18 protein-coding genes, 1 pseudogene and 1 riboswitch are annotated in these 19,458 nt (G+C 33.1%); of the genes and pseudogenes, 4 read left to right on the top strand and 15 right to left on the bottom strand.

Annotated elements, in window-relative coordinates; genetic code table 11:
* Nucleotides 1-58: 58 nt before the first annotated feature.
* Complete coding sequence (locus tag F0362_RS09340; protein ID WP_000109314.1) at nt 59-766, top strand: alpha/beta fold hydrolase; 708 nt, start codon at nt 59-61, stop codon at nt 764-766.
* Between the two features lie 71 nt (nt 767-837).
* Here F0362_RS09340 and F0362_RS09335 read toward each other — a convergent pair whose 3' ends face one another.
* Entirely contained in the window at nt 838-1,752 is a 915-nt protein-coding gene (locus F0362_RS09335; RefSeq protein WP_000340249.1) for a membrane protein, read from the bottom strand.
* Nucleotides 1,753-1,972: 220 nt separating this feature from the next.
* On the opposite strand from F0362_RS09335, the gene F0362_RS09330 reads away from it, so the two are divergent.
* A complete protein-coding gene (locus F0362_RS09330; protein ID WP_000789785.1) occupies nt 1,973-2,203 on the top strand; it encodes a DUF896 domain-containing protein in 231 nt (76 codons plus the stop codon).
* Between the two features lie 49 nt (nt 2,204-2,252).
* On the opposite strand, the pseudogene F0362_RS09325 reads toward F0362_RS09330, so the two are convergent.
* From F0362_RS09325 to F0362_RS09290, 8 genes and pseudogenes are all read right to left on the bottom strand, one after another.
* A pseudogene (locus F0362_RS09325) lies at nt 2,253-2,746 on the bottom strand (CcdC family protein).
* 15 nt (nt 2,747-2,761) lie between these two features.
* Nucleotides 2,762-3,157 (bottom strand): DUF2871 domain-containing protein, encoded by a 396-nt coding sequence (locus tag F0362_RS09320; RefSeq protein WP_000737869.1) that lies wholly within the window; start codon nt 3,155-3,157, stop codon nt 2,762-2,764.
* 147 nt (nt 3,158-3,304) lie between these two features.
* Nucleotides 3,305-3,700 carry a cytidine deaminase gene (locus tag F0362_RS09315; RefSeq protein WP_000358537.1) on the bottom strand — a complete coding sequence of 132 codons (396 nt, stop codon included), beginning with the start codon at nt 3,698-3,700 and terminating at the stop codon, nt 3,305-3,307.
* Nucleotides 3,701-3,733: 33 nt separating this feature from the next.
* A complete protein-coding gene (locus tag F0362_RS09310) occupies nt 3,734-5,035 on the bottom strand; it encodes a pyrimidine-nucleoside phosphorylase (RefSeq protein WP_002093789.1) in 1,302 nt (433 codons plus the stop codon).
* Between the two features lie 36 nt (nt 5,036-5,071).
* Nucleotides 5,072-6,253: a NupC/NupG family nucleoside CNT transporter gene (locus F0362_RS09305; protein ID WP_000876190.1), complete on the bottom strand. Its 1,182-nt coding sequence runs from the start codon at nt 6,251-6,253 to the stop codon at nt 5,072-5,074.
* A gap of 101 nt (nt 6,254-6,354) precedes the next feature.
* Nucleotides 6,355-7,026, bottom strand: a complete 672-nt coding sequence (gene deoC, locus F0362_RS09300; protein ID WP_001017434.1) for a deoxyribose-phosphate aldolase — start codon at nt 7,024-7,026, stop codon at nt 6,355-6,357.
* Between the two features lie 307 nt (nt 7,027-7,333).
* Nucleotides 7,334-8,281 carry a DNA-binding transcriptional repressor DeoR gene (locus tag F0362_RS09295; protein ID WP_000409788.1) on the bottom strand — a complete coding sequence of 316 codons (948 nt, stop codon included), beginning with the start codon at nt 8,279-8,281 and terminating at the stop codon, nt 7,334-7,336.
* A gap of 369 nt (nt 8,282-8,650) precedes the next feature.
* Nucleotides 8,651-9,241 carry a TetR/AcrR family transcriptional regulator gene (locus F0362_RS09290; protein WP_000169656.1) on the bottom strand — a complete coding sequence of 197 codons (591 nt, stop codon included), beginning with the start codon at nt 9,239-9,241 and terminating at the stop codon, nt 8,651-8,653.
* A 626-nt stretch (nt 9,242-9,867) separates the two neighbouring features.
* Here F0362_RS09290 and F0362_RS09285 point away from each other — a divergent pair.
* The gene (locus F0362_RS09285) at nt 9,868-10,533 is read left to right on the top strand and encodes a CPBP family intramembrane glutamic endopeptidase (protein WP_001009315.1); all 666 of its coding nucleotides are present in this window, start codon (nt 9,868-9,870) and stop codon (nt 10,531-10,533) included.
* A gap of 339 nt (nt 10,534-10,872) precedes the next feature.
* On the opposite strand, the gene F0362_RS09280 is transcribed toward F0362_RS09285, so the two are convergent.
* The 5 genes from F0362_RS09280 to F0362_RS09260 form a co-directional block, all read right to left on the bottom strand.
* Nucleotides 10,873-11,499, bottom strand: coding sequence for a LysE family translocator (locus F0362_RS09280; RefSeq protein WP_000432984.1), 627 nt, complete (start codon nt 11,497-11,499; stop codon nt 10,873-10,875).
* 234 nt (nt 11,500-11,733) lie between these two features.
* Complete coding sequence (locus F0362_RS09275; RefSeq protein WP_149889743.1) at nt 11,734-12,813, bottom strand: non-hemolytic enterotoxin subunit C; 1,080 nt, start codon at nt 12,811-12,813, stop codon at nt 11,734-11,736.
* A gap of 134 nt (nt 12,814-12,947) precedes the next feature.
* Complete coding sequence (gene nheB, locus F0362_RS09270) at nt 12,948-14,156, bottom strand: non-hemolytic enterotoxin NHE subunit B (RefSeq protein ID WP_000162968.1); 1,209 nt, start codon at nt 14,154-14,156, stop codon at nt 12,948-12,950.
* A 37-nt stretch (nt 14,157-14,193) separates the two neighbouring features.
* Nucleotides 14,194-15,354, bottom strand: a complete 1,161-nt coding sequence (nheA, locus tag F0362_RS09265; protein ID WP_000751820.1) for a non-hemolytic enterotoxin NHE subunit A — start codon at nt 15,352-15,354, stop codon at nt 14,194-14,196.
* A gap of 601 nt (nt 15,355-15,955) precedes the next feature.
* The gene (locus F0362_RS09260; protein ID WP_000254863.1) at nt 15,956-17,782 is read right to left on the bottom strand and encodes an APC family permease; all 1,827 of its coding nucleotides are present in this window, start codon (nt 17,780-17,782) and stop codon (nt 15,956-15,958) included.
* A 144-nt stretch (nt 17,783-17,926) separates the two neighbouring features.
* Nucleotides 17,927-18,074: riboswitch (cyclic di-AMP (ydaO/yuaA leader) on the bottom strand.
* Between the two features lie 140 nt (nt 18,075-18,214).
* Between F0362_RS09260 and F0362_RS31230 the strand changes: the two genes are divergently transcribed.
* On the top strand, nt 18,215-18,343 hold the full coding sequence (locus F0362_RS31230) for a hypothetical protein (protein ID WP_000038255.1): 129 nt from the start codon (nt 18,215-18,217) through the stop codon (nt 18,341-18,343).
* 62 nt (nt 18,344-18,405) lie between these two features.
* Here F0362_RS31230 and panE read toward each other — a convergent pair whose 3' ends face one another.
* Complete coding sequence (panE, locus tag F0362_RS09255; RefSeq protein WP_001221919.1) at nt 18,406-19,350, bottom strand: 2-dehydropantoate 2-reductase; 945 nt, start codon at nt 19,348-19,350, stop codon at nt 18,406-18,408.
* Nucleotides 19,351-19,458 lie beyond the last annotated feature (108 nt).

The following is a 19,458-nucleotide window of genomic DNA, read 5'->3' as shown; positions in this document are numbered from 1 at the left end:
TACACTATCAATTTTACAAAAAAATAAAGCATATAAACATTAGAGGAGTGTTGATTAAATGAGTACTTACGTTTTAGTACATGGAGCATGGCAAGGTGAATGGGCATGGGAATTAGTAAAACCTCAACTAGAGGCTTTAGGTCACACTGTTATTACACTAGACTTACCTGGAAGCGGGAAAGATACAACTCCTTCACAAAATATAACGTTAGATTCCTATGTTGATGCAGTAACAGCTACTATAAATCAACAAACTGAAAAAGTTATTGTTGTTGGACATAGTATGGGTGGAATTGTGATCACTCAAACCGCTGAACTTATACCGAATAAAATCGATAAATTAGTATATCTTTGTGCATTCTTACCACAAAACGGAGAAAGCCTTGGCAGTAAATTAGATGGTGAAGCTGGTCCACAATTTTCAATAAATGAGAACGACATGACAGCTGAACTTATACCTAATCTAATTGAAAAAACATTTTTAAATGCTACCGAAAATGAAGAGATTAAAGAAGCATCTTCCAAAAAAATGTGTCCTCAGCCACTAGGACCATTTCAACAACAGCTAAAAATTTCTGAAGAAAACTTCGGAACTGTAGATCGCATTTATATTGAAACAACTCTAGATAGAGCGATTCCAATTGATTTTCAGCGCCGAATGAATACAGAAACTCCATGCTCGAAGATTATTACTTTAGAAGCTGATCATTCTCCCTTCTTTTCAAAAGCAACAAAACTTGTGAATTGTTTACATGCGTTAAGCTAAATTTCATTTAATGAAAATAGACACCCGCGGGTGTCTATTTATTATGCTAACTAAGGATTGTATGTTCTTCTCTACATTTGCATTCCCTTTTGCTTCATCTCCCACTTTTTATACAGTAATACTGCACCAAATAAGAATACCCCCGCAACAAATGAACCTACTGGTAACATCTTTATCATTTCATCTGGAAATACGAGCGGCAGTAATGGAAATGCATATGCTGCTGGAATACGTACACCAACTATTTTTAATAAAATAAGCATTAAAATCATATTTAATAAAGTGACTATAATCCATGAGTCGATTGCAAAGTACAATAAAGTTCCAACAGTTGCAGATGTAGTTAATACTACTATTTGTTTACATACCATTTTTTCATTGTACATCGGTTTTTGAAGTGATTCATACACAACAACTAATATTGGCGGAATAACCGCTAATTGTTCATGACCAGTGATCCAGCATATACTTATCCAAATGAAATTTAGTATTAGAAATACAGCCATATATTTATATTGGATGTTAACTTTTCTCTCAATACCGCTATTCAATTTAAAAACAAGGACACCAAGCATTAAAATAAATGTTAAAACGAAGACTGAGATAACAAATGACCATTCAGTCGCATTTGTCACTAAAGGTAATAAACCTGTCGCAATAGATGGTGCTAAATTTGATTGTATAATACGTAAAAACAGCATCATGAATATAAGTGTTACGCTTACTTTTGCTATATAAACTAAATCCATTTGATTCACGATAAAACCAATACCAGCTGTTATTGACGGTGCAATAAAGATTTTTTCTGGCTGCCTTAACCAACCTGGCTCACGATACGTCCATAAAGCAATTGCCATCGCTGCTATTTCCGGCAAAATGACTTCCGGATCATTTAATAACACACCCGCTGTAACCATAGCTAAAATAAAGAAAATAGCAATCGTATATGAGATGATTGTTTCTTTTTTTGAAATTACTGCATCCATTATTACATACTCCCTTTACTTACTACTCTCACAATGTAAAACAAAATTCAATATACCCTACTAAGGTATTGTATATTAATATCTTTTCCATTTTTCATCACCCATTACACTTACAAAAAAAGGATTTTTATAGGCGTTGACAATCATTGAAAGATAGGTTAAAATAACTATACATTAGTAAGTAACTAATGTAATTAAATCTAACTTGAGGTGAAAACAAATGAAAAACATTTTATTCCGTATTAACGAATTATCAAAAAAAGAAAAAACATCTGGATTAACAGTTGATGAAAAACAAGAACAACAAATGTTACGTCAAAACTATACAAAAACATTTCGTGGAAGTTTAGATTCCATTTTATTAAACACAAAAATTGTCGATTCAAATGGTTTTAATGTTACACCAGTTGCATTACAAGATGCTCAAATTCGTTTGAAATTAAGCAAATGAAATTAAAGCTAAAGAAACAATTGTATAAAACATAAAAGAGCTGGACTTTTCATAATGAAATTCCAGCTCTTTTTCTACTTAATATTGTTGTTTTTGCAATGTAACATACGAGCGATACATCGCAATTCTCCACGACACAATCATCGCAAATGCGAGTAAGAAAAACATCCCGCTTAATTGCGCCAAATCAAGTGTTTGGCTTAAATATGATTTTAATGCGACTCGTACAGCTAATAAACCAATTAAAATAAATATAAATGCTTTTGACGGTTTCATATATATATGTTCGCCTCTTACTTCGAACTTAGTTGTTTTAATAAGAAATATAGAGAAAATAAGTCCTGCGATAATTGCCTCTACTATTTCTAACGATGTTAATCGGAATTCCGGTAAGAAGAACATCATGGCGCCAGTACTCATAAAAATTGGCGGCAAAATAATTTTCTTTTTCGTAACCGGCTTTTTCGCTGACTTAAAGCGAAGAAACATAACACCAACGGCCATACAAACTGCTACGATACTTGATAAAAGTGCTACACTCATACTCTCCACTCCTATCTATTTAATAGACTTTTTGAGTAAAATCATAAACCAAACGAAACCGATACTTATAATAACATGACCTAATCCAGCCATATGGCTTAAACCGTTAAAGTCAGTTCCATTTACTTGTAGAAGACCTCTACATACCATTGTTACGATAGTAATAATTAATCCTGTATTATATACAACAAACCAGGCATGAAAACTTTTTGTTTCTTGTATTTGAAATACTTTAACTAAAGCAACAGCGACTAAAAAGAATATGAATCCAAGCACTAGTACGTGTGTATGTACTAATTGCAACATAGTGGAACCTTTAATTCCTTGTGCTTTCGTATACTCTCGCGCAAATACTCCTGATAATAAACCAATAATTAAGTAAATGAATGCTGCATTATATAATTTCTTCATTCTATTCCTCCTGCTGTAAACTTTCCATATTCGCTGCAATCATTTTACGCAAAGTTTATGAACGGAATATGAACAAAATATTACATTCTATTTTTAAAGAACAAAAAAGCCATTCCACAATTATTAATTGCGGAATGGCTTTTCAACTTATTTTAAATCATCAATTGTGAAAGCACCAGGCAGTAACTGCTCAACAGTCACTTCTTTTTCGTCACCTTTTACATTCGTTAGTAAAACTCGCATTTTCGGATCACAAAATTCAGCAATCACTTGTCTACAAGCACCACATGGTGAAATAGGTCCGTCAGTTTCTCCTGTAATGACTAAGTAACTAAAGTCGCGCTCCCCTTCTGATACTGCTTTGAATATTGCTGTTCTTTCTGCACAGTTACATAAACCGTAAGAAGCATTTTCTATATTACAACCAGTATAGATTTTACCTTCTTTTGTAACTAATGCAGCACCAACCGGAAATTTTGAATACGGAATATACGCTTTCGATAACATCTTATTTGCTTCTTCAATATATTTTTTCTTATCCATATTATTTCCTCCTCAAAGTAAATGTAATGTTGATTAGTCAGTAATAACAGTATGAACTAATTTAGGAGCCACTGCTGTTTCAGCGATAGAAATATTTTCATAAATTTTTGCTTTTACATCTTCTACATTTTCACGATTTGCGTAGATCGTTACGAATGGCTCGCCTTCTTTTACTGCATCGCCAACTTTTTTACGTAACATTAAACCTACAGCTAAATCGATTTCATCTTCTTTCGTTGCACGGCCTGCACCAAGTAACATTGCAGCGATACCGATTTCATCTGCAACAATGTTTGAAATCACGCCTGAAGTTTTAGCAGGTACATCAATTATATACTTCGCTTGTGGCATTTTTTCTGGATTGTCTACAATTGAGCTATCTCCACCTTGATTGCTTAAGAACTCTTTAAATTTCTCAGTTGCTTTTCCGTTTTTCATAACTTCAATTAACATTTCACGAGCTTCTTCTAACGTATTTGCTTTTTTCGCAAGTACGACCATTTGACTTCCTAATACAAGTACTAATTCTGTTAAATCTTCTGGCCCTTCACCTTTTAACGTATCAATTGCTTCTTTCACTTCTAGGGCATTACCAATCGCAAAGCCAAGAGGTTGTGACATATCTGAAATAACAGCCATTGTTTGACGTCCTACATTATTTCCGATGCGTACCATTGCATGTGCTAATTCTTTTGCATCTTCTTCCGTTTTCATAAATGCACCTGCACCGGTTTTTACATCAAGTACGATTGCGTCAGCACCAGCTGCAATTTTTTTACTCATAATTGAACTTGCGATTAGAGGAATTGAATTTACTGTTCCTGTTACATCACGTAATGCATAAATCTTTTTATCAGCAGGTGTTAAGTTTCCTGTTTGTCCGATAACAGCTACTTTGTCACGGTTTACAATATCAATGAACTGCTCTTTCGTAATTTCAACGTGGAATCCTTCCACTGCTTCTAATTTGTCAATTGTTCCGCCCGTATGTCCTAAACCACGACCTGACATTTTTGCTACTGGTACATCTAAAGCAGCAACTAATGGTCCTAATACTAATGTAGTTGTATCACCAACACCGCCAGTTGAATGCTTATCTACTTTAATGCCTTCAATTGCTGATAAGTCGATCGTTTCTCCAGACTCCACCATTGCCATCGTTAAATCTGCACGTTCACGATCTGTCATATCTTTAAAGAAGATTGCCATTGCAAGTGCACTCACTTGATAATCAGGAATACTTCCGTCTGTATATCCATTAATAAAGAATTTGATTTCTTCAGTCGTTAATTCTTTGCCGTCACGTTTTTTTGCAATAATATCTACCATTCTCATTACAATCACCATTCCTTTTTATATGATATGAATCTATTAAAATAATAAGCCAACGATTGTTGCTGATAAGAAACTTACTAGCGTTGCACCGAAAAGTAATTTCAAACCAAATCTTGCGACTACATTCCCCTGCTTTTCATTTAAGCTCTTAACTGCCCCTGCAATAATTCCAATTGAAGAGAAGTTTGCAAATGAAACTAAGAATACAGATATAATCGCTGTCGTTCTGTCTGAGAAATTAAAGTTCCCTTGCGCTAAATCTGTCATAGCGACAAATTCATTCGATACAAGTTTTGTTGCCATAATATTACCGGCATTAACTGCTTCATGCCATGGAACACCCATAATAAATGCAAATGGTGCAAATACATAACCAAGAATTTCTTGGAATGAAATACCGATTACACCTTTAAATACTGCATTAATGAATGCGATAAGAGCAACGAAACCAACTAACATAGCTGCTACTGTAATCGCAACTTTAAATCCATCGATAATGTATTCCCCTAATACTTCAAAGAAAGTCTTCTTCTCTTCTTCTTGCACTTCTAACATATCTTCTTCTTCAGTAACTTCATACGGGTTAATGATAGAAGCAATGATAAAGCCACCGAATAAGTTAAGCACTAAAGCGGTTACAACATATTGCGGTTTTAATAACACCATGTATGATCCAACGATAGACATAGAAACTGTAGACATTGCAGATGCACATAATGTGTACATTCTTTTCTCTGGCAATAATCCTAGTTGTTTCTTAACTGAAATAAACACTTCAGACTGTCCTAAAATCGCAGAAGCTACCGCGTTATATGATTCTAGTTTACCCATTCCATTTACTTTACTTAATGCTAGACCGATAGATTTCACAATAATAGGTAATACTTTAATATGTTGCAAAATACCTATTAAAGCTGATATAAATACGATTGGCATTAATACACTTAAAAAGAATGAAAACTCTTTTTGATTTACTAATCCACCAAATACGAAATTCACACCATCAGCGGCATATTTTAATAATTCCCCAAAACCATCTGCTATTCCGCTAATTAATATATTCCCTACACTTGTATTTAATAGTAAAAACCCCAAAATGAATTGTAATATAACCATCGTTATGATTGGACGATATTTGACTTTCTTTCTATCATTACTAGCAAGCCAAGCGATACCTAAAATCAATACGAGGCCAAAAACACCGATTAAGTATTTCATAAGCCGTCTCCTCCCATTCGTATCCGCTTACATTCTTTTCAATTGTTAAAGCAATAGATACACTATACTTTGTGTATCTATCGCTTTTCACACTTTATTAATTAGTAGTTATCTGTAGCACCTTTTGCATCGTTTAATACGATTGCAACACTAGCGCTTGCTCCAACACGAGAAGCTCCAGCAGCTACCATTTTATCTGCATCTTCACGTGTACGAACTCCGCCAGATGCTTTTACACCAACGTTTGGTCCTACCGTTTTACGCATTAATGCGATATCTTCAGCAGTTGCTCCGCCAGTTGAGAATCCAGTTGAAGTTTTTACGAAATCAGCGCCAGCTTTTACTGATAATTCACAAGCACGAACTTTTTCTTCGTCTGTTAGAAGGCAAGTTTCAATGATTACTTTTACAAGAGCTTTTCCTTTTGCTGCTTGTACTACTTCATAAATATCTTTTTCAACGAACTCATTGTCGCCATCTTTTAAAGCACCTACGTTGATTACCATATCAACTTCAGTTGCACCTTTTGCGATAGCATCTTTTGTTTCGAATGCTTTTGTTTCAGTAGTGCTTGCTCCTAATGGGAAACCGATTACAGTACAAACGTCTACATCATGTCCAGCTAATTCTTCAGCAGCTAGCTTTACCCATGTAGGATTAATACAAACAGAAGCGAATTTATATTCCTTTGCTTCCTCGATTACTTTCATAACATCTTCTTTTGTAGAATTAGCTTTTAAAATTGTATGGTCAATTAACTTTGCAATATTCATTATTATCACTCCTCATATCTTTTAACAACTTCATTCTAACTCTTAGTTGAACAAATGTAAATACACTTTTGAAATTTTGTTCATTCTTTTTTAAAAGGAATTTTCTTGTAGTAAATAAAGCGCATTCTAACTAAGAAACAATTCACATTTAAAATCAAAACTTTTATATTAACAATGGTAGTATGTATCTCAATATCCATAATTATTTTTAAAAAGGCAATTTGTATTCAAAAAACACTCCCATAATTCATACATAACAAAATAAAAGGCTTTCTCAAAATTAACATCTTGAGAAAGCCTTTTATTTCTAACCTTTTTGATAATGTAACAGTTCTTTTGCTGTATGCTGATCAATAATTAATACATTTGCATACCCGCCACGTAACGCACCATCAATTGCTTGTATTTTTCTATTACCACCTGCAACTAAAATAGAACGTTTCTTTAATTTAAGTTCCTCTAACTCAATTCCAATGGTACGCTTATTAATTTCTTCACTACTAATATTTCCGTCTCCGTCAAAGAAACGTGAACAAATGTCACCGACAGCTTGTTTTTTCAGAATGTTCGTTTCATCCTTATCTAAATATCCTAATCGGAATAATAACGCTTCATCACGCACTGTTCCGACAGTGAAAACTGCAATATTTGCTTGTTTCCCCATTTCAATAATGTGATGAATATGTCGATCCTGCTCTACTAATTCTTTTGTCACCGCATTATCAAATATAACTGGGAGCGGTAAATTTCTTGGTGTCGTTTGAAAAGCCTCTGCAAATAAAGCAATGGTCTCATTCGCATATGTATTTACACTCGAATGACTAATACCACCTTTTAGCTGGACAACTTCTACACCTTTCACATGTTGTGGTACGATTTTCCTAGCGATTTCATACATCGTCATTCCCCAGCTTACACCGACGATATCACCGTTTTTCACTGTCTTTTCCATGTACTCAGCCGCATATTTACTAATATACTCAGTAATCGTTGCATATTCTGGCACTGGAGAAAATACTACATGCGCCTCTAACAAGTTGTACTTTTCTTTCAATAAATTCCCAACGTTATCTAAATCAGCAAATGGATCGGCTATACTAATTTGAACAAATCCTTTTTCTTTCGCGTACTTTAATAATCTAGAAATCGTCGGTCTTGAAATATTTAATTTGTTAGCAATTTCTTGCTGACTATAATCGGATTGATAATATAATCTTGCAACTTCAACGCTTAATTGTTGTTTATCTTTTTCCATAATAACTTATTACAAACCCTTTCCTGTATTTCCCTTTCGTTACAAGCATTATACAGCTTTATGCAAAAAAATTCGACTACCGAATTTTTACTAACTGAACTTCTACTTCACTTAGTATATACAATGAAACCTTTTTGTGTAGATTTACAAACTCAATATAGATACACTTGAAACATATAAATCGATTTATATGTAATTCATTCTTTTTTCTTTTTCTGTAGTAACGATAACAAAGCCGTTCAATAAGAAACATGAAACATCGTCTAAAAACTATTCAAATACCCCTCATAAACTGAAGATACTGTTTATGAGGGGTATTCATTCAATTTAAGTCTATAAAAATTGGATGGAAACAATGCAAGTTCTCACTTATTTAGAATAAGAGAAAAGATGATGTTTTATTTGTTCAATAAAATAATGATGGTGTATATTATCGTTAGATACTCGACTTGCCATAATAGCTCCCTCCATTGAAGATGCAAGAAAAGAAGCGAGCGATATAATATCTAAATCTTCTTTAAATTCTTGTTTCTCTATTCCTTCCTTTATGAGAGAGGCCATTAACATTACTGTATCATCATAACCTTTTGCTGCTGCTTTTTGTAATTCTGGAAATACTCCAGTACTTTCAATTGCGCTATTAAGTAATGGACAGCCTCCAGCAATAGGGGGGTTATTAGCTGCATCTTGATATACAAGGAATATTGCAAGGATTTTATCGATTGCTGTCTTTTTATTTTCCATCGCTTTATGAAAATGGTTCCACATAATCTCACCACTTTTGTCGTAGGCAGCAAGGACAATTTCTTCTTTATTTTTGAATCTACGATAAATAGCTCCTTTAGATAGTTCAGTAGCTGTCATTATATCCTGAATGGATGTATAAGTTATTCCATTAGTATTAAATAAATATAAAGATGTTTCAATAATCTTTTCTTTTACCTTATCAACTTTAGTCATGCTTTGTGGTCCTCCTAATAAAACGAACTTAATATTCAAGGTGATTTTTACTATGATTTTTTTGAATTTTTATTGTAAGTATAAATAAGTTTGAAGCAAAAATATCTTATCAATCCCTATCTTATAGGAACCTAAAACAATACAGTTTGAGGTTCATTAAATTATGTTATCTATAACATTCGAATGAATTTTCTGTTAATAACAATGTGAACAATCGGTTAATTCAGTCATATTATACAACTAATTCTATTTAAAACCATAGAAGAAGTAAAAATATATAGTTAATTTTAATGTTTAGACATATAACTATTATATATAATTTTTATTAATATGTTTAGCTAAAGGGATGAGCTACTCCCACTTTCATTTCATTCTATAAAAGGGTAATCATTAATGATTGCTGTAATTTGATTGTAAATAAACAACCGATATATAAATATACTCGGTTTTTACTATTTTGATTTTGTTAATAATTTGTAAAAAGGGTTTAAAAAACTAGAAACTTATAGTATCATTAGATTCCGAACCGAACGGTTCGGTTCGGAATCTTGTATAAATTAGAAGGAGAACCTTATGCAGAAAGAAAAATCAAAGATTCTAAGTAATTTAATTATGGAGGTAATAAGGTGAACTTTATTAAAATGAATCAAAAAGAACTTATTATGCTACTAGTTTATCCAATGTTTACACTATTTCAAATTGGCTTGTTCATATTATTTGGCATATCACTTTTAACTAATGTCAATTTAGTTGAATCAGAATTTGCTCTTGGTGCCATGAGCTTGACTATACCTACTATTCTAGGAGTAATGTTCTTTAGGAAAGAAATTATTCAAAGTTTTACTTATTTTAAAGAGAAGAAAATTTTGAAAATAGTAAGTATTCCTATAGTGGTTTTATTTATGGTAATTGTGGAAAATTCTATTATGCATTTTCTAAATACAGGTCAGCCAGAGAACCAAGAACAGGTCCTTACACAAGGGGCAGAGATTCCTATTATATTCACATTGCTCCTATTTGGAATTATGGGTCCAGTAATTGAAGAAATTATGTTTCGCCATATATTATTAAATCGTTTTTCGCATTATGTTGGTACTGCTATTGCATCTATCATTTCAATTATAATTTTTACAGTACTTCATACGAACCAGCTTTCGGATATTGCTATTTATTTACCTGGATCGGTAATTCTTACTGCGGCTTATCTTATTTCTAACAGATCCATTGCATATGTTATGGCGATACATGTATTAAATAATTCTATTGCTTTCATTCAAATGTACATGTCATAGTGAGACATATGTTAAACAATGGCATTACTTTCATTCTAAACTAGACTTGTTTCTGTTGCAGAGTTAAAAAATAGAAATAGATATTAATAAATGGGGAGTGCAATTTAGATAGTGACTAATGATTTGTGTAATTCCTTGCACGTCAAAAAACCACAGTTTGGATGTAAACTGTGGTTTTTTTTATATAGGGGACCCACATCACAATTAAACTAAGAAAAGCAAATATCCTGAGATAAGAAAATTGGTATGAAGGTGTGAAATCAATTATAAAATGGTAGCTTTAGAATAAATGAAACGAGAAATTACCGTCATTGTTTATTTCTCATTTCATTTACATATTTATTTTTGGAAAAATAACCTAACTCCAAATACTAATAATACTGTGCCAGTAATACCCTCTATTGTACGGTTCACTTTTTCTTTTCTTAAAAAAGTTCTTAATTGACGTATTAGCGTGATATAAAGCAAATACCATATTGCTGTCAAAGTCGTAAATGTGAGTCCTAACAAAAGAAATTGGAAGAAATGACTTTGATTGCTCACAATAAATTGGGGTAAAAAACTTAGGAAAAATACAGCAGTTTTTGGGTTTAAAATTGCCGTAGTAAATCCTTGTCTAAAACTTTTAATTGCTCCAATATCTTTATAGTCCATTTCTACTGAACCTGACATATCTTCTTTTCTAGAAAAAGCACTTTTAATTGACTTCACAGCTAAGTACATTAAATAAAAAGCCCCAGCATATTTTATAAATGTAAATAACATAGCAAATTTCATTAGGATGGCAGAGAGTCCTAGCGTAGCCATTATTGTATGAATCATCATTCCAGATATCGTTCCTAAGACGGTCTTTATCCCACCATTTTTACCATGCGAGATAGTATTTTTTGTAACTAAGGCAAAACCAGGACCAGGCATAATTATGATTAGCATTGCTGTAAGGATAAATAATAAATAATTTTCCATGTTCTAAGATTTCCTTTCTAATTTTTAGTTTTGCTTACAGTATAGCTTTTTTCATTAAAACATTACATATAAAAGGCTTGATCAGAAGTTTATCTGGGTTATTAGTATCAATTTGGCTAAACATTATCCCAAAGCCATATTGATAAAACACATGGCAAACTTATATATCAAACGACAAGTTCAACTCTCACAAAAAACAGGATAAAAAAATAAACAGCAGAACTAGTCCACTGTTTATTTCGCCACACCTTCATGTAATTTTTCTGTATAATCTTTTACATCTTTCCAGCTATCTTTCGCTGTATATAAATCTTCTTTTATAAACGTAAACTCTTCCGGACTAATTCCTTTTACGTTTTGTAGTAAATTATTATATTTTGCACCTACTGTATACCATTGATTTGATATGTTTTGTAGTGCTGTAATTGCTGCATCAATTGTTTCTGTCATATTTTTTGTTTTATTTTTCACATCTGTCAAAATTGCGACTTCTGCTTGTGCGCCAGAAATTCTATCTTTTAAATTGGCTATTTCTCTTTCTGCATTTGCGATATCTTTTTTCGCAATCGCAATCATCGGTCCGCCAGCAAGACATGTTATTAACGCTACGCAAAGTACACCACCAGCAATAACCATATCATTACTCTTTTTAATCGAATCATTATATGTATTTATTTGTTGCTCTAATGCTGGAATACCAGCATTCGTACTCGCCAAAATCGAAGTTAATTGATTTGTATCTTCTTTAAAACTGTTTGTATCTTTCGCCATTCTATCGCGAAATGCTTTTAAATTCCCTAATAAAATATCTACTTCATTTTGATTTTTTAAAATGTCCGCATACAACTTTTCTAAATCCGCTTTTAATTTACCGCTATCCTTTTGATCAATCGCTACTAGCATGCTATTATAGTACGCTTGAAAAGTATTATTGTAATTAATAATATTTTGATCCGTTTTCATAATTTGAGGCTTCATATTATTTAACCAATACGCTGCATTAATTTTTGCATCTCTTTGGTGCTGAACCATATTTCCTTTCAACTCACTATTAATTGAACTTATTTTACTCAAATCAGTCTCTTGCTGATTTTGAATTAATTTTGCATATGAATCCATTGCAAATATGCTCGATGTCGTTTGCGCCATTACATCTTGGAAACCTGCTGGTCCAAGAGAATAATTTTTCGCATTTTCTTGCAATGTTTTTACGTTTTGTTCCGCTGCAAAAGGATGTAAAGGAAACGCGTTACTTGTTGCGAATCCAGCAATCATTATCGTTAAAAGACATTTTTTATAGAATTTATTACGCATAATTATCACCTATTCTTTTTATGAGGATATGAAACGTTAGAGGTAAAAAAAGCTCCTGCTCACTACTGAACAGGAGCTCTCTATTATTTAAAAATCATTTATCTGTACGTAATGCTGTAACAGTTCAATTACTATTATGCTTTTTTCGTATCTACTACTTTAATATCCTCAGCATAAATCTTTTCTGCATAGTCCTTAATGTTTTTCCAGCTATCTTTCGCAATGTTTAAATCTTCTTTAATGAAAACAAGATCGTTTGGACTAATTGAATCTACATTTTGAAGTAAAGAATTGTATTTTGATCCCATTGTGTACCATTGGTTTGAAATATTTTGTAACGCTGTAATTGCAGTATCAATTGTATTTGTTAAATACTCTGTTTGTGTTTTAATGTTCGTTAATCCTGCTACTTCTAATTGCGCAGTTGTAACTTGTCCTGTTATCTTTTGAATTTCTGCTTGTGCATTATCAAGCTCTTTCTTCGCTAAAACAATACCAGCTGTACCACCACCTACAGCTGCCGCACCACCTGCAATTAACGCGACTCCTAGCGGCGTTCCTGCACCAGTTGCAATAACTACTGCACCACCGATAATTGCAATTGGTCCTAACGCTGTAGCAACTGATGAACCGATAATAATTGCATTATATTTACTAATTGCTTCATTGTACGTTGTAATTTGATTTTGCAATAGCGGAATTCCAGCGTCTTGACTAGCTAAGATAGATGTAATTTGATTTGCATCTCCCTTGAAGTTTTGCGTATCTGACGTCATTTTATTGCGGAATTTCTTCAAGTCTTCTACTAATTGATCTACTTGTGCTTTATTTTCATTAATACTACTTGATAATCTAGTTAAGCCTTTCGTAAGAGTCGCTTTATCTTTTGCATCTACCGCAGCAACTAAAGTATCATAATAGTTTTGGAATTTCGTATTGTAATTAATGATATTTTGATTCGTTGAAATAAGCTGTGGCTTTAATACATCTAACCATTGCTTCGCATTTCCTCTAGCTGTATCTTGGTGCTGAATCACTTTCCCTTTTAAAGCCGCATCAACAGACGATACATTACCAAAGTTAACATTACCTTGTTTAATAATTGTTAAAGCGTACAGATCCATTACTAAAGCGTTTGAACCTGTTCTTTCCATTGCATCTTTTAGGCCTTCTGGTCCTAATGAGTATTCCTCATAGTCATTATAAGCTTTTGCTACAGCATGAACTGGAGCTTGTTTCACTGTACTTTCAGCTGCATACGTATGGGCCGGCATAATATTCCCTGCTGCAAATACTGCCATAAGTGCTGATAGAGCCATTACTTTATAAGGTTTTTTTGTCATTTTTCTTCTCTCCCTATATCGCTAATTATTTTTCTGTTTAATGTACTTCAACGTTTGTAACATAATCTTCAAATTGATTTGTTTGCTTATTCATTTCATCACTTACTTTTTTAAGTTGATTGAAATGTTTTTGAAGTAAACTACTGTCTGTATACGTGCCTTCTTCAATATTTGTTTGAATTTGGATCATATTATTATTGAAAACTTTCCAATCCGCTAATAACGTTTCTAAAGTTGCGATTTGGCGATCAATTAGTTCTGTAAAGCTACTTACTTGATCTTCAACGAATGTAATTTGAGTCGCCTCTGATTCAGTCTGTGATAACTTTTGAATAAGTGGTAATAGCTCTTTTTGCTTTTGTTGAATACGAAGAGCTGCTTCCCTCGTTTGACTATCTGCAGCATTTACAATTTCATTACTTAAAGTACCGATAGAAACAAAGTCGATTGTTTTCGTTTGTGCAGTTTGATTTGTAATTGTAAATACTTGTTTACCGATATTAATAGAACCTTTAATGATTTCTTGCGGTCTATTCAAAATAGTAGTTAGTTCAGCTTGAATTTCCCCTTGAATTCTTTTAATATCTTCTCTTAATTTCACAATATCCCCATTTGATCCTTGCAGTGTTTTTATTGCTTCATCAGCTTTAATCGATAAGTTATTGCTATCTTTGTCTAATACTGTTTTAAATCGATTTAACTCTAATAAATCTTGCTCCATACTCTCTTGGATGCTTTGTACTTGCAGTTGTAATTTTCCATATGCATTTGTAAAATCTGCTTTTGCTTGTTCATCTTCATTTACGTTTCCTGCTAGTTCATAGAGCTTACTATAATAACTATTAAATCTAGTACTATATCTCATCATCTCTTGATTTAAATCGATTAACTTCGGATTATATTCATCGATCCACTCTCTTACATTTGCCTTTGCAAACTTTTGATGATTCGTCAAACTACTCATCGCATTCACCTTAATGTCTGGCTGTTGTAAAATAACTAATCCGTATGCTTGTATAAGCGGTGACTGTGATCCTAACATTCTAATTGAATTGGATAATGTATTTGGAGCAATTACATTTTGTGCATATACTGCTTTCACTTCTGTTTGCCCCTCCTTAGCGTAAGCGCTTACAGGAATGAAGCAACTCGTAGATACTGCTGTAACCAATAACCCTGTAATTAAAGTCTTTTTCACTTTAACTCCTCCTATGTATTAGCAACTATTACTATCGCATTTTATTATTCTATTTTCTTGCAATTAATTTGAGATGGTTAAAATAGAGAACATTCTCACCGTGATTCGTGTACGAACCATCTCTCCTAACTTTTTTCTACAGTACTTACTTATTGTTATAAAACATTTCATACCTTTTCATATGTGCTTAGTATGAATAGATTTGTATAAAATTTCTATTCTATTGCAATTTTCACATTCATACAGTGAATATATTACATAAAAATATTATTCATTTTAAACTAATTCACGTATAAAAGTATGAAATTTCGTTTTGTTTTCAAGTAAGTTTTGTACTGTAAGGTCATTTAAACACAGCTATTTATATAACGTAAAGAAGTATTTTCATTCCCTTTATTTTCAAGCTCTCATGTCCTTATCCCAAAATAAAATTCGTTTCACTTTCCCGATTAAAATATCCATATATCACAACAGAAAACACTACTTACTCACAACGGATAAAATTATATTAATATAATTTTTAGTTAAATATGCAATAATGCATAGCGTATACACAAAAAGGATAGCTTCACTTTCGTGAAACTATCCTTAAAAAATCTTCTTACTTTTTCAAATGATATGGAACTGTCGTAATAACAACATTTCTCTTATAGAGTAAATACGCACGTATGAGTAAACTTGATTGATTATGAAGAATGTTATGCCAGCCTTTTTTCGGAATAAACTGTGGTATAACGACCGTAACTCGATAATTTGATTCACTCGCTTTATATTGCACTGTATCAATGAACTTAGTTAGCGGCTGAATAATACTTCTATAATGAGAATGCAATGTAACAAGCCTTACTTCAGGTTGCCACTTCTTCCATTTCTCTTCAAATTTCTTTTCCTCTTCTCTGTCAAAAGCAACATATACAGCGATAACTTGATCTGCAGAAAGAGCCTTCGCATAGTTCAATGAATTTTCTACTACATGAGTCATACCAGCTACAGGAACGAGAATTACATTCCCCTCAATCGGAATAAGAGGCTCACAAGTTTTTAAACTTAATTGATCACCGACTGCATCATAATGCTTCTTAATTCGATGGAACAAGAAGATAATAGCAGGTAAGAAAATAAGGATCGACCAAACTTGAGCGAATTTAGTTAAAAAGAACATGCTCATAACGATAAAACTAATGACTGCACCAATTAAATTAACCGTTAATCTTAAAGCCCATCCTTCAGGTTTTTCACGAAGCCATTTTAATACCATACCCGTTTGAGAAAGTGTAAATGGAATAAACACACCTACTGCATATAGCGGAATTAAATGTTCTGTTTGACCTTGGAAAGCTACAATTAAAATAATCGAAGCAATTCCAAGTATAATAATACCGTTTGAGTAACCAAGACGGTCTCCTCTAATCGTAAACATTCTCGGTATGAATTTATCTTTTGCAAGGTTAACTGCTAATAATGGAAATGCAGAATACCCTGTGTTAGCAGCAAGAATTAATATTAAAGCTGTTGTGCCTTGTATGAAATAGTACATGAAATTACGTCCAAATGTTTGTTCAGCAATTTGGGAAACAACAGTTACTTCTTTACTCGGTGTAATTCCGTAATAATAAGCTAAAAATACAATTCCTGAAAATAACACAGCAAGTAATGCACCCATCGCAAGCAAAGTTTTCGCTGCATTGTTTGGTGCAGGATCTTTAAAGTTTGGAATTGCGTTTGAAATCGCTTCAACACCTGTTAAAGCCGAACTACCTGATGCAAATGCTCTTAACAGTAAAAACAAACTAATTCCCGCAACCGGCGTTCCAATCGGCGTGTGTAAGGTCGGTGAAACGTGACCAGTTAAAATATTGTATATCCCTACACCAATTAATATAAATAGTGCTAAAACGAATAAATAAACAGGATATGCTAAAACGGAAGCTGACTCTGTTACACCTCTTAAATTTAATATGGTTATAAATATAACAAATATAATCGCAATGATTACATTATGTGCATGTAAGCTAGGAAAAGCAGATGTTAACGCATCTGTACCTGCTGATACACTTACTGCAACAGTTAAAATATAATCCACTAATAAAGACCCTCCAGCTATTAAGCCTGGATTCATCCCTAAGTTTTCTTTTGATACAACATATGCGCCCCCGCCATGTGGGTAGGCAAAAATAATTTGACGATAAGATAAAATAAGAGCTGTCAATAATACTAATACCCCAATAGCGATCGGAATGGAATACCAATACGCAATCGCTCCAAGACCTGCTAAAGCGATTAAAATTTGCTCTGGTCCGTATGCAACTGATGACAATGCGTCAGAAGATAGAATGGCTAGCGCCTTCGTTTTATTAAGCTTTTGCTCTCCTAACTCAGTTGATTTTAACGGCCTTCCAATTAAAAATCTTTTAATAGATGAAACCACAGCTGTCCACTCTCCAATAATTTTGTACGAACGATTCTGCTTGTTACAGCCAGCAAACTATTTCTTCAGAAAACAAAAAATGTCTACAAGCCATAGCGAAATAGACTTGTAGACATTATTTTTTTTGTCGCACAAGCTCCACCTTCCTTCTCAATATAACGCTTACGAGGTTAGCTGTCGGATTCGGGCCTATGAGTAGCCCTACCTTTTTTTAAGGATTCACCCCATCGGATTATGTACTAATCCGTAAGAACGGGTCCCCCGTACCATGCGGTTTCAGCGATTTAGAAAATTGAAACTGTGGATTATAATACTCCTTTATTTTCAAAATGTAAACAAAAATTTTTAAAAAGAAAAAATTTAAAATGATTGCGCATAATCCGCTGATAAATATACATAATGAATACTAAAAAACCCTTAAAGGAGACCCGTATGTCTAAAAAGAAGAAACCGCTTTTTTCCGATTCATATTTAGATGCAGTAGCAAATGAAATTAATCAGTTATATGGTAAACGTGAACAGGAAATAAACTTGACAGAAAGAATTAAAAGAAACAAATAATTTGTCATACGCAAATAAAAAAGATAGCAATACACTTATATATTGCTATCTTTTTTATTATTTCATACATCTAATTCTATTACGGGTTTGTTAAATGTCATTTCTTCATACACCTTCAAATTTTGATATACCACTCCTAGTAATGGTGCTTCTAAAGAAAATTGTTCTGCTACATCTAGTAAGTATCCTTGCAAATGCTTCCCTTCAATAAACGAACCTTTTTCCATATCACGCTGCATAGAGGACTTCATATCATAAGAAATTTTATCAATCGTTTTCATATGTTCCTGGGCAATATTATCTTTAACTGGAGCTCCTAATACCCTCATAATTTGCACAGATTCCTCAAATAAATTTCGGATAAATTCACGTCCACCTTCACTTTCACGAATTGGTCCTATCGGTGCACGCATTAATGTTGTAACGCCTGACATGACAGTAATAAATAAATATTTATGCCACATATCTTGCGTAATATTTTCACTTAAAACAAAGCTAGCTTTCGTACCTATAAATGCTTTCGTAATACGCTTTATTCTCTCTGAATCTTGAGGCTTAATTTCTCCAAATACAAGTCTGTTGGCAGCACTAGTTTGTACAATTTCTCCTTGATCGTTTAACGTCGTCTCAATAAAGCATAAACCGCCCATTACTTTTTCCCCGCCGAATTCTTTTTGTAATAGCGATAAATGAGCGATACCATTTAACAATGGAATGATTACAGTATTTTCGCCAACAAACGGCTTCAAATCTTGAATTGCCTCGTTTAAGTGATACGCCTTTGTTGAAAATAAAATCACATCAAATGGAGAAGTTCTATCTTCTTTCGTTATCAATTTCGGTTGAAAGGAAAAATCTCCATTCACACTACGAATAACAAGTCCTTTTTCCTCTAATTGTTGTTTTCTTTTGCTGCGAACGAGAAATGTAACATCTTCTCCCTTTTCTACTAATCGGCCACCAAAAAATCCACCGACGCCACCAGCTCCTAATACTAAAATGCGCATACAACATCCCCTTTTCCTCACACAATTATACTAGTTTTAGTATACATAACATTATACATGTCCCTTGTTAAATTAGCTGAATTTTCATTCTTAATCTATTGAAAAAAC

The sequence above is a fragment of the Bacillus sp. BS98 genome, assembly GCF_008432245.1.
Taxonomy (GTDB): Bacteria; Bacillota; Bacilli; order Bacillales; family Bacillaceae_G; genus Bacillus_A; species Bacillus_A toyonensis.
This window is presented reverse-complemented; position numbering and strand designations above follow the sequence as displayed.

Excerpts from the sequence above, each read along its gene's own strand:
- F0362_RS09280 (WP_000432984.1), bottom strand. The coding sequence starts at position 11,499 with ATGGAAAATTATTTATTATTTATCCTTACAGCAATGCTAATCATAATT.
- F0362_RS09290 (WP_000169656.1), bottom strand. The coding sequence starts at position 9,241 with ATGACTAAAGTTGATAAGGTAAAAGAAAAGATTATTGAAACATCTTTA.
- F0362_RS31230 (WP_000038255.1), top strand. The coding sequence starts at position 18,215 with ATGTCTAAAAAGAAGAAACCGCTTTTTTCCGATTCATATTTAGATGCA.
- F0362_RS09320 (WP_000737869.1), bottom strand. The coding sequence starts at position 3,157 with ATGAAGAAATTATATAATGCAGCATTCATTTACTTAATTATTGGTTTA.
- F0362_RS09335 (WP_000340249.1), bottom strand. The coding sequence starts at position 1,752 with ATGGATGCAGTAATTTCAAAAAAAGAAACAATCATCTCATATACGATT.
- nheB (WP_000162968.1), bottom strand. The coding sequence starts at position 14,156 with ATGACAAAAAAACCTTATAAAGTAATGGCTCTATCAGCACTTATGGCA.
- F0362_RS09330 (WP_000789785.1), top strand. The coding sequence starts at position 1,973 with ATGAAAAACATTTTATTCCGTATTAACGAATTATCAAAAAAAGAAAAA.
- panE (WP_001221919.1), bottom strand. The coding sequence starts at position 19,350 with ATGCGCATTTTAGTATTAGGAGCTGGTGGCGTCGGTGGATTTTTTGGT.
- F0362_RS09315 (WP_000358537.1), bottom strand. The coding sequence starts at position 3,700 with ATGGATAAGAAAAAATATATTGAAGAAGCAAATAAGATGTTATCGAAA.
- F0362_RS09295 (WP_000409788.1), bottom strand. The coding sequence starts at position 8,281 with ATGGAAAAAGATAAACAACAATTAAGCGTTGAAGTTGCAAGATTATAT.
- deoC (WP_001017434.1), bottom strand. The coding sequence starts at position 7,026 with ATGAATATTGCAAAGTTAATTGACCATACAATTTTAAAAGCTAATTCT.
- F0362_RS09275 (WP_149889743.1), bottom strand. The coding sequence starts at position 12,813 with ATGCGTAATAAATTCTATAAAAAATGTCTTTTAACGATAATGATTGCT.
- F0362_RS09310 (WP_002093789.1), bottom strand. The coding sequence starts at position 5,035 with ATGAGAATGGTAGATATTATTGCAAAAAAACGTGACGGCAAAGAATTA.
- F0362_RS09305 (WP_000876190.1), bottom strand. The coding sequence starts at position 6,253 with ATGAAATACTTAATCGGTGTTTTTGGCCTCGTATTGATTTTAGGTATC.
- F0362_RS09340 (WP_000109314.1), top strand. The coding sequence starts at position 59 with ATGAGTACTTACGTTTTAGTACATGGAGCATGGCAAGGTGAATGGGCA.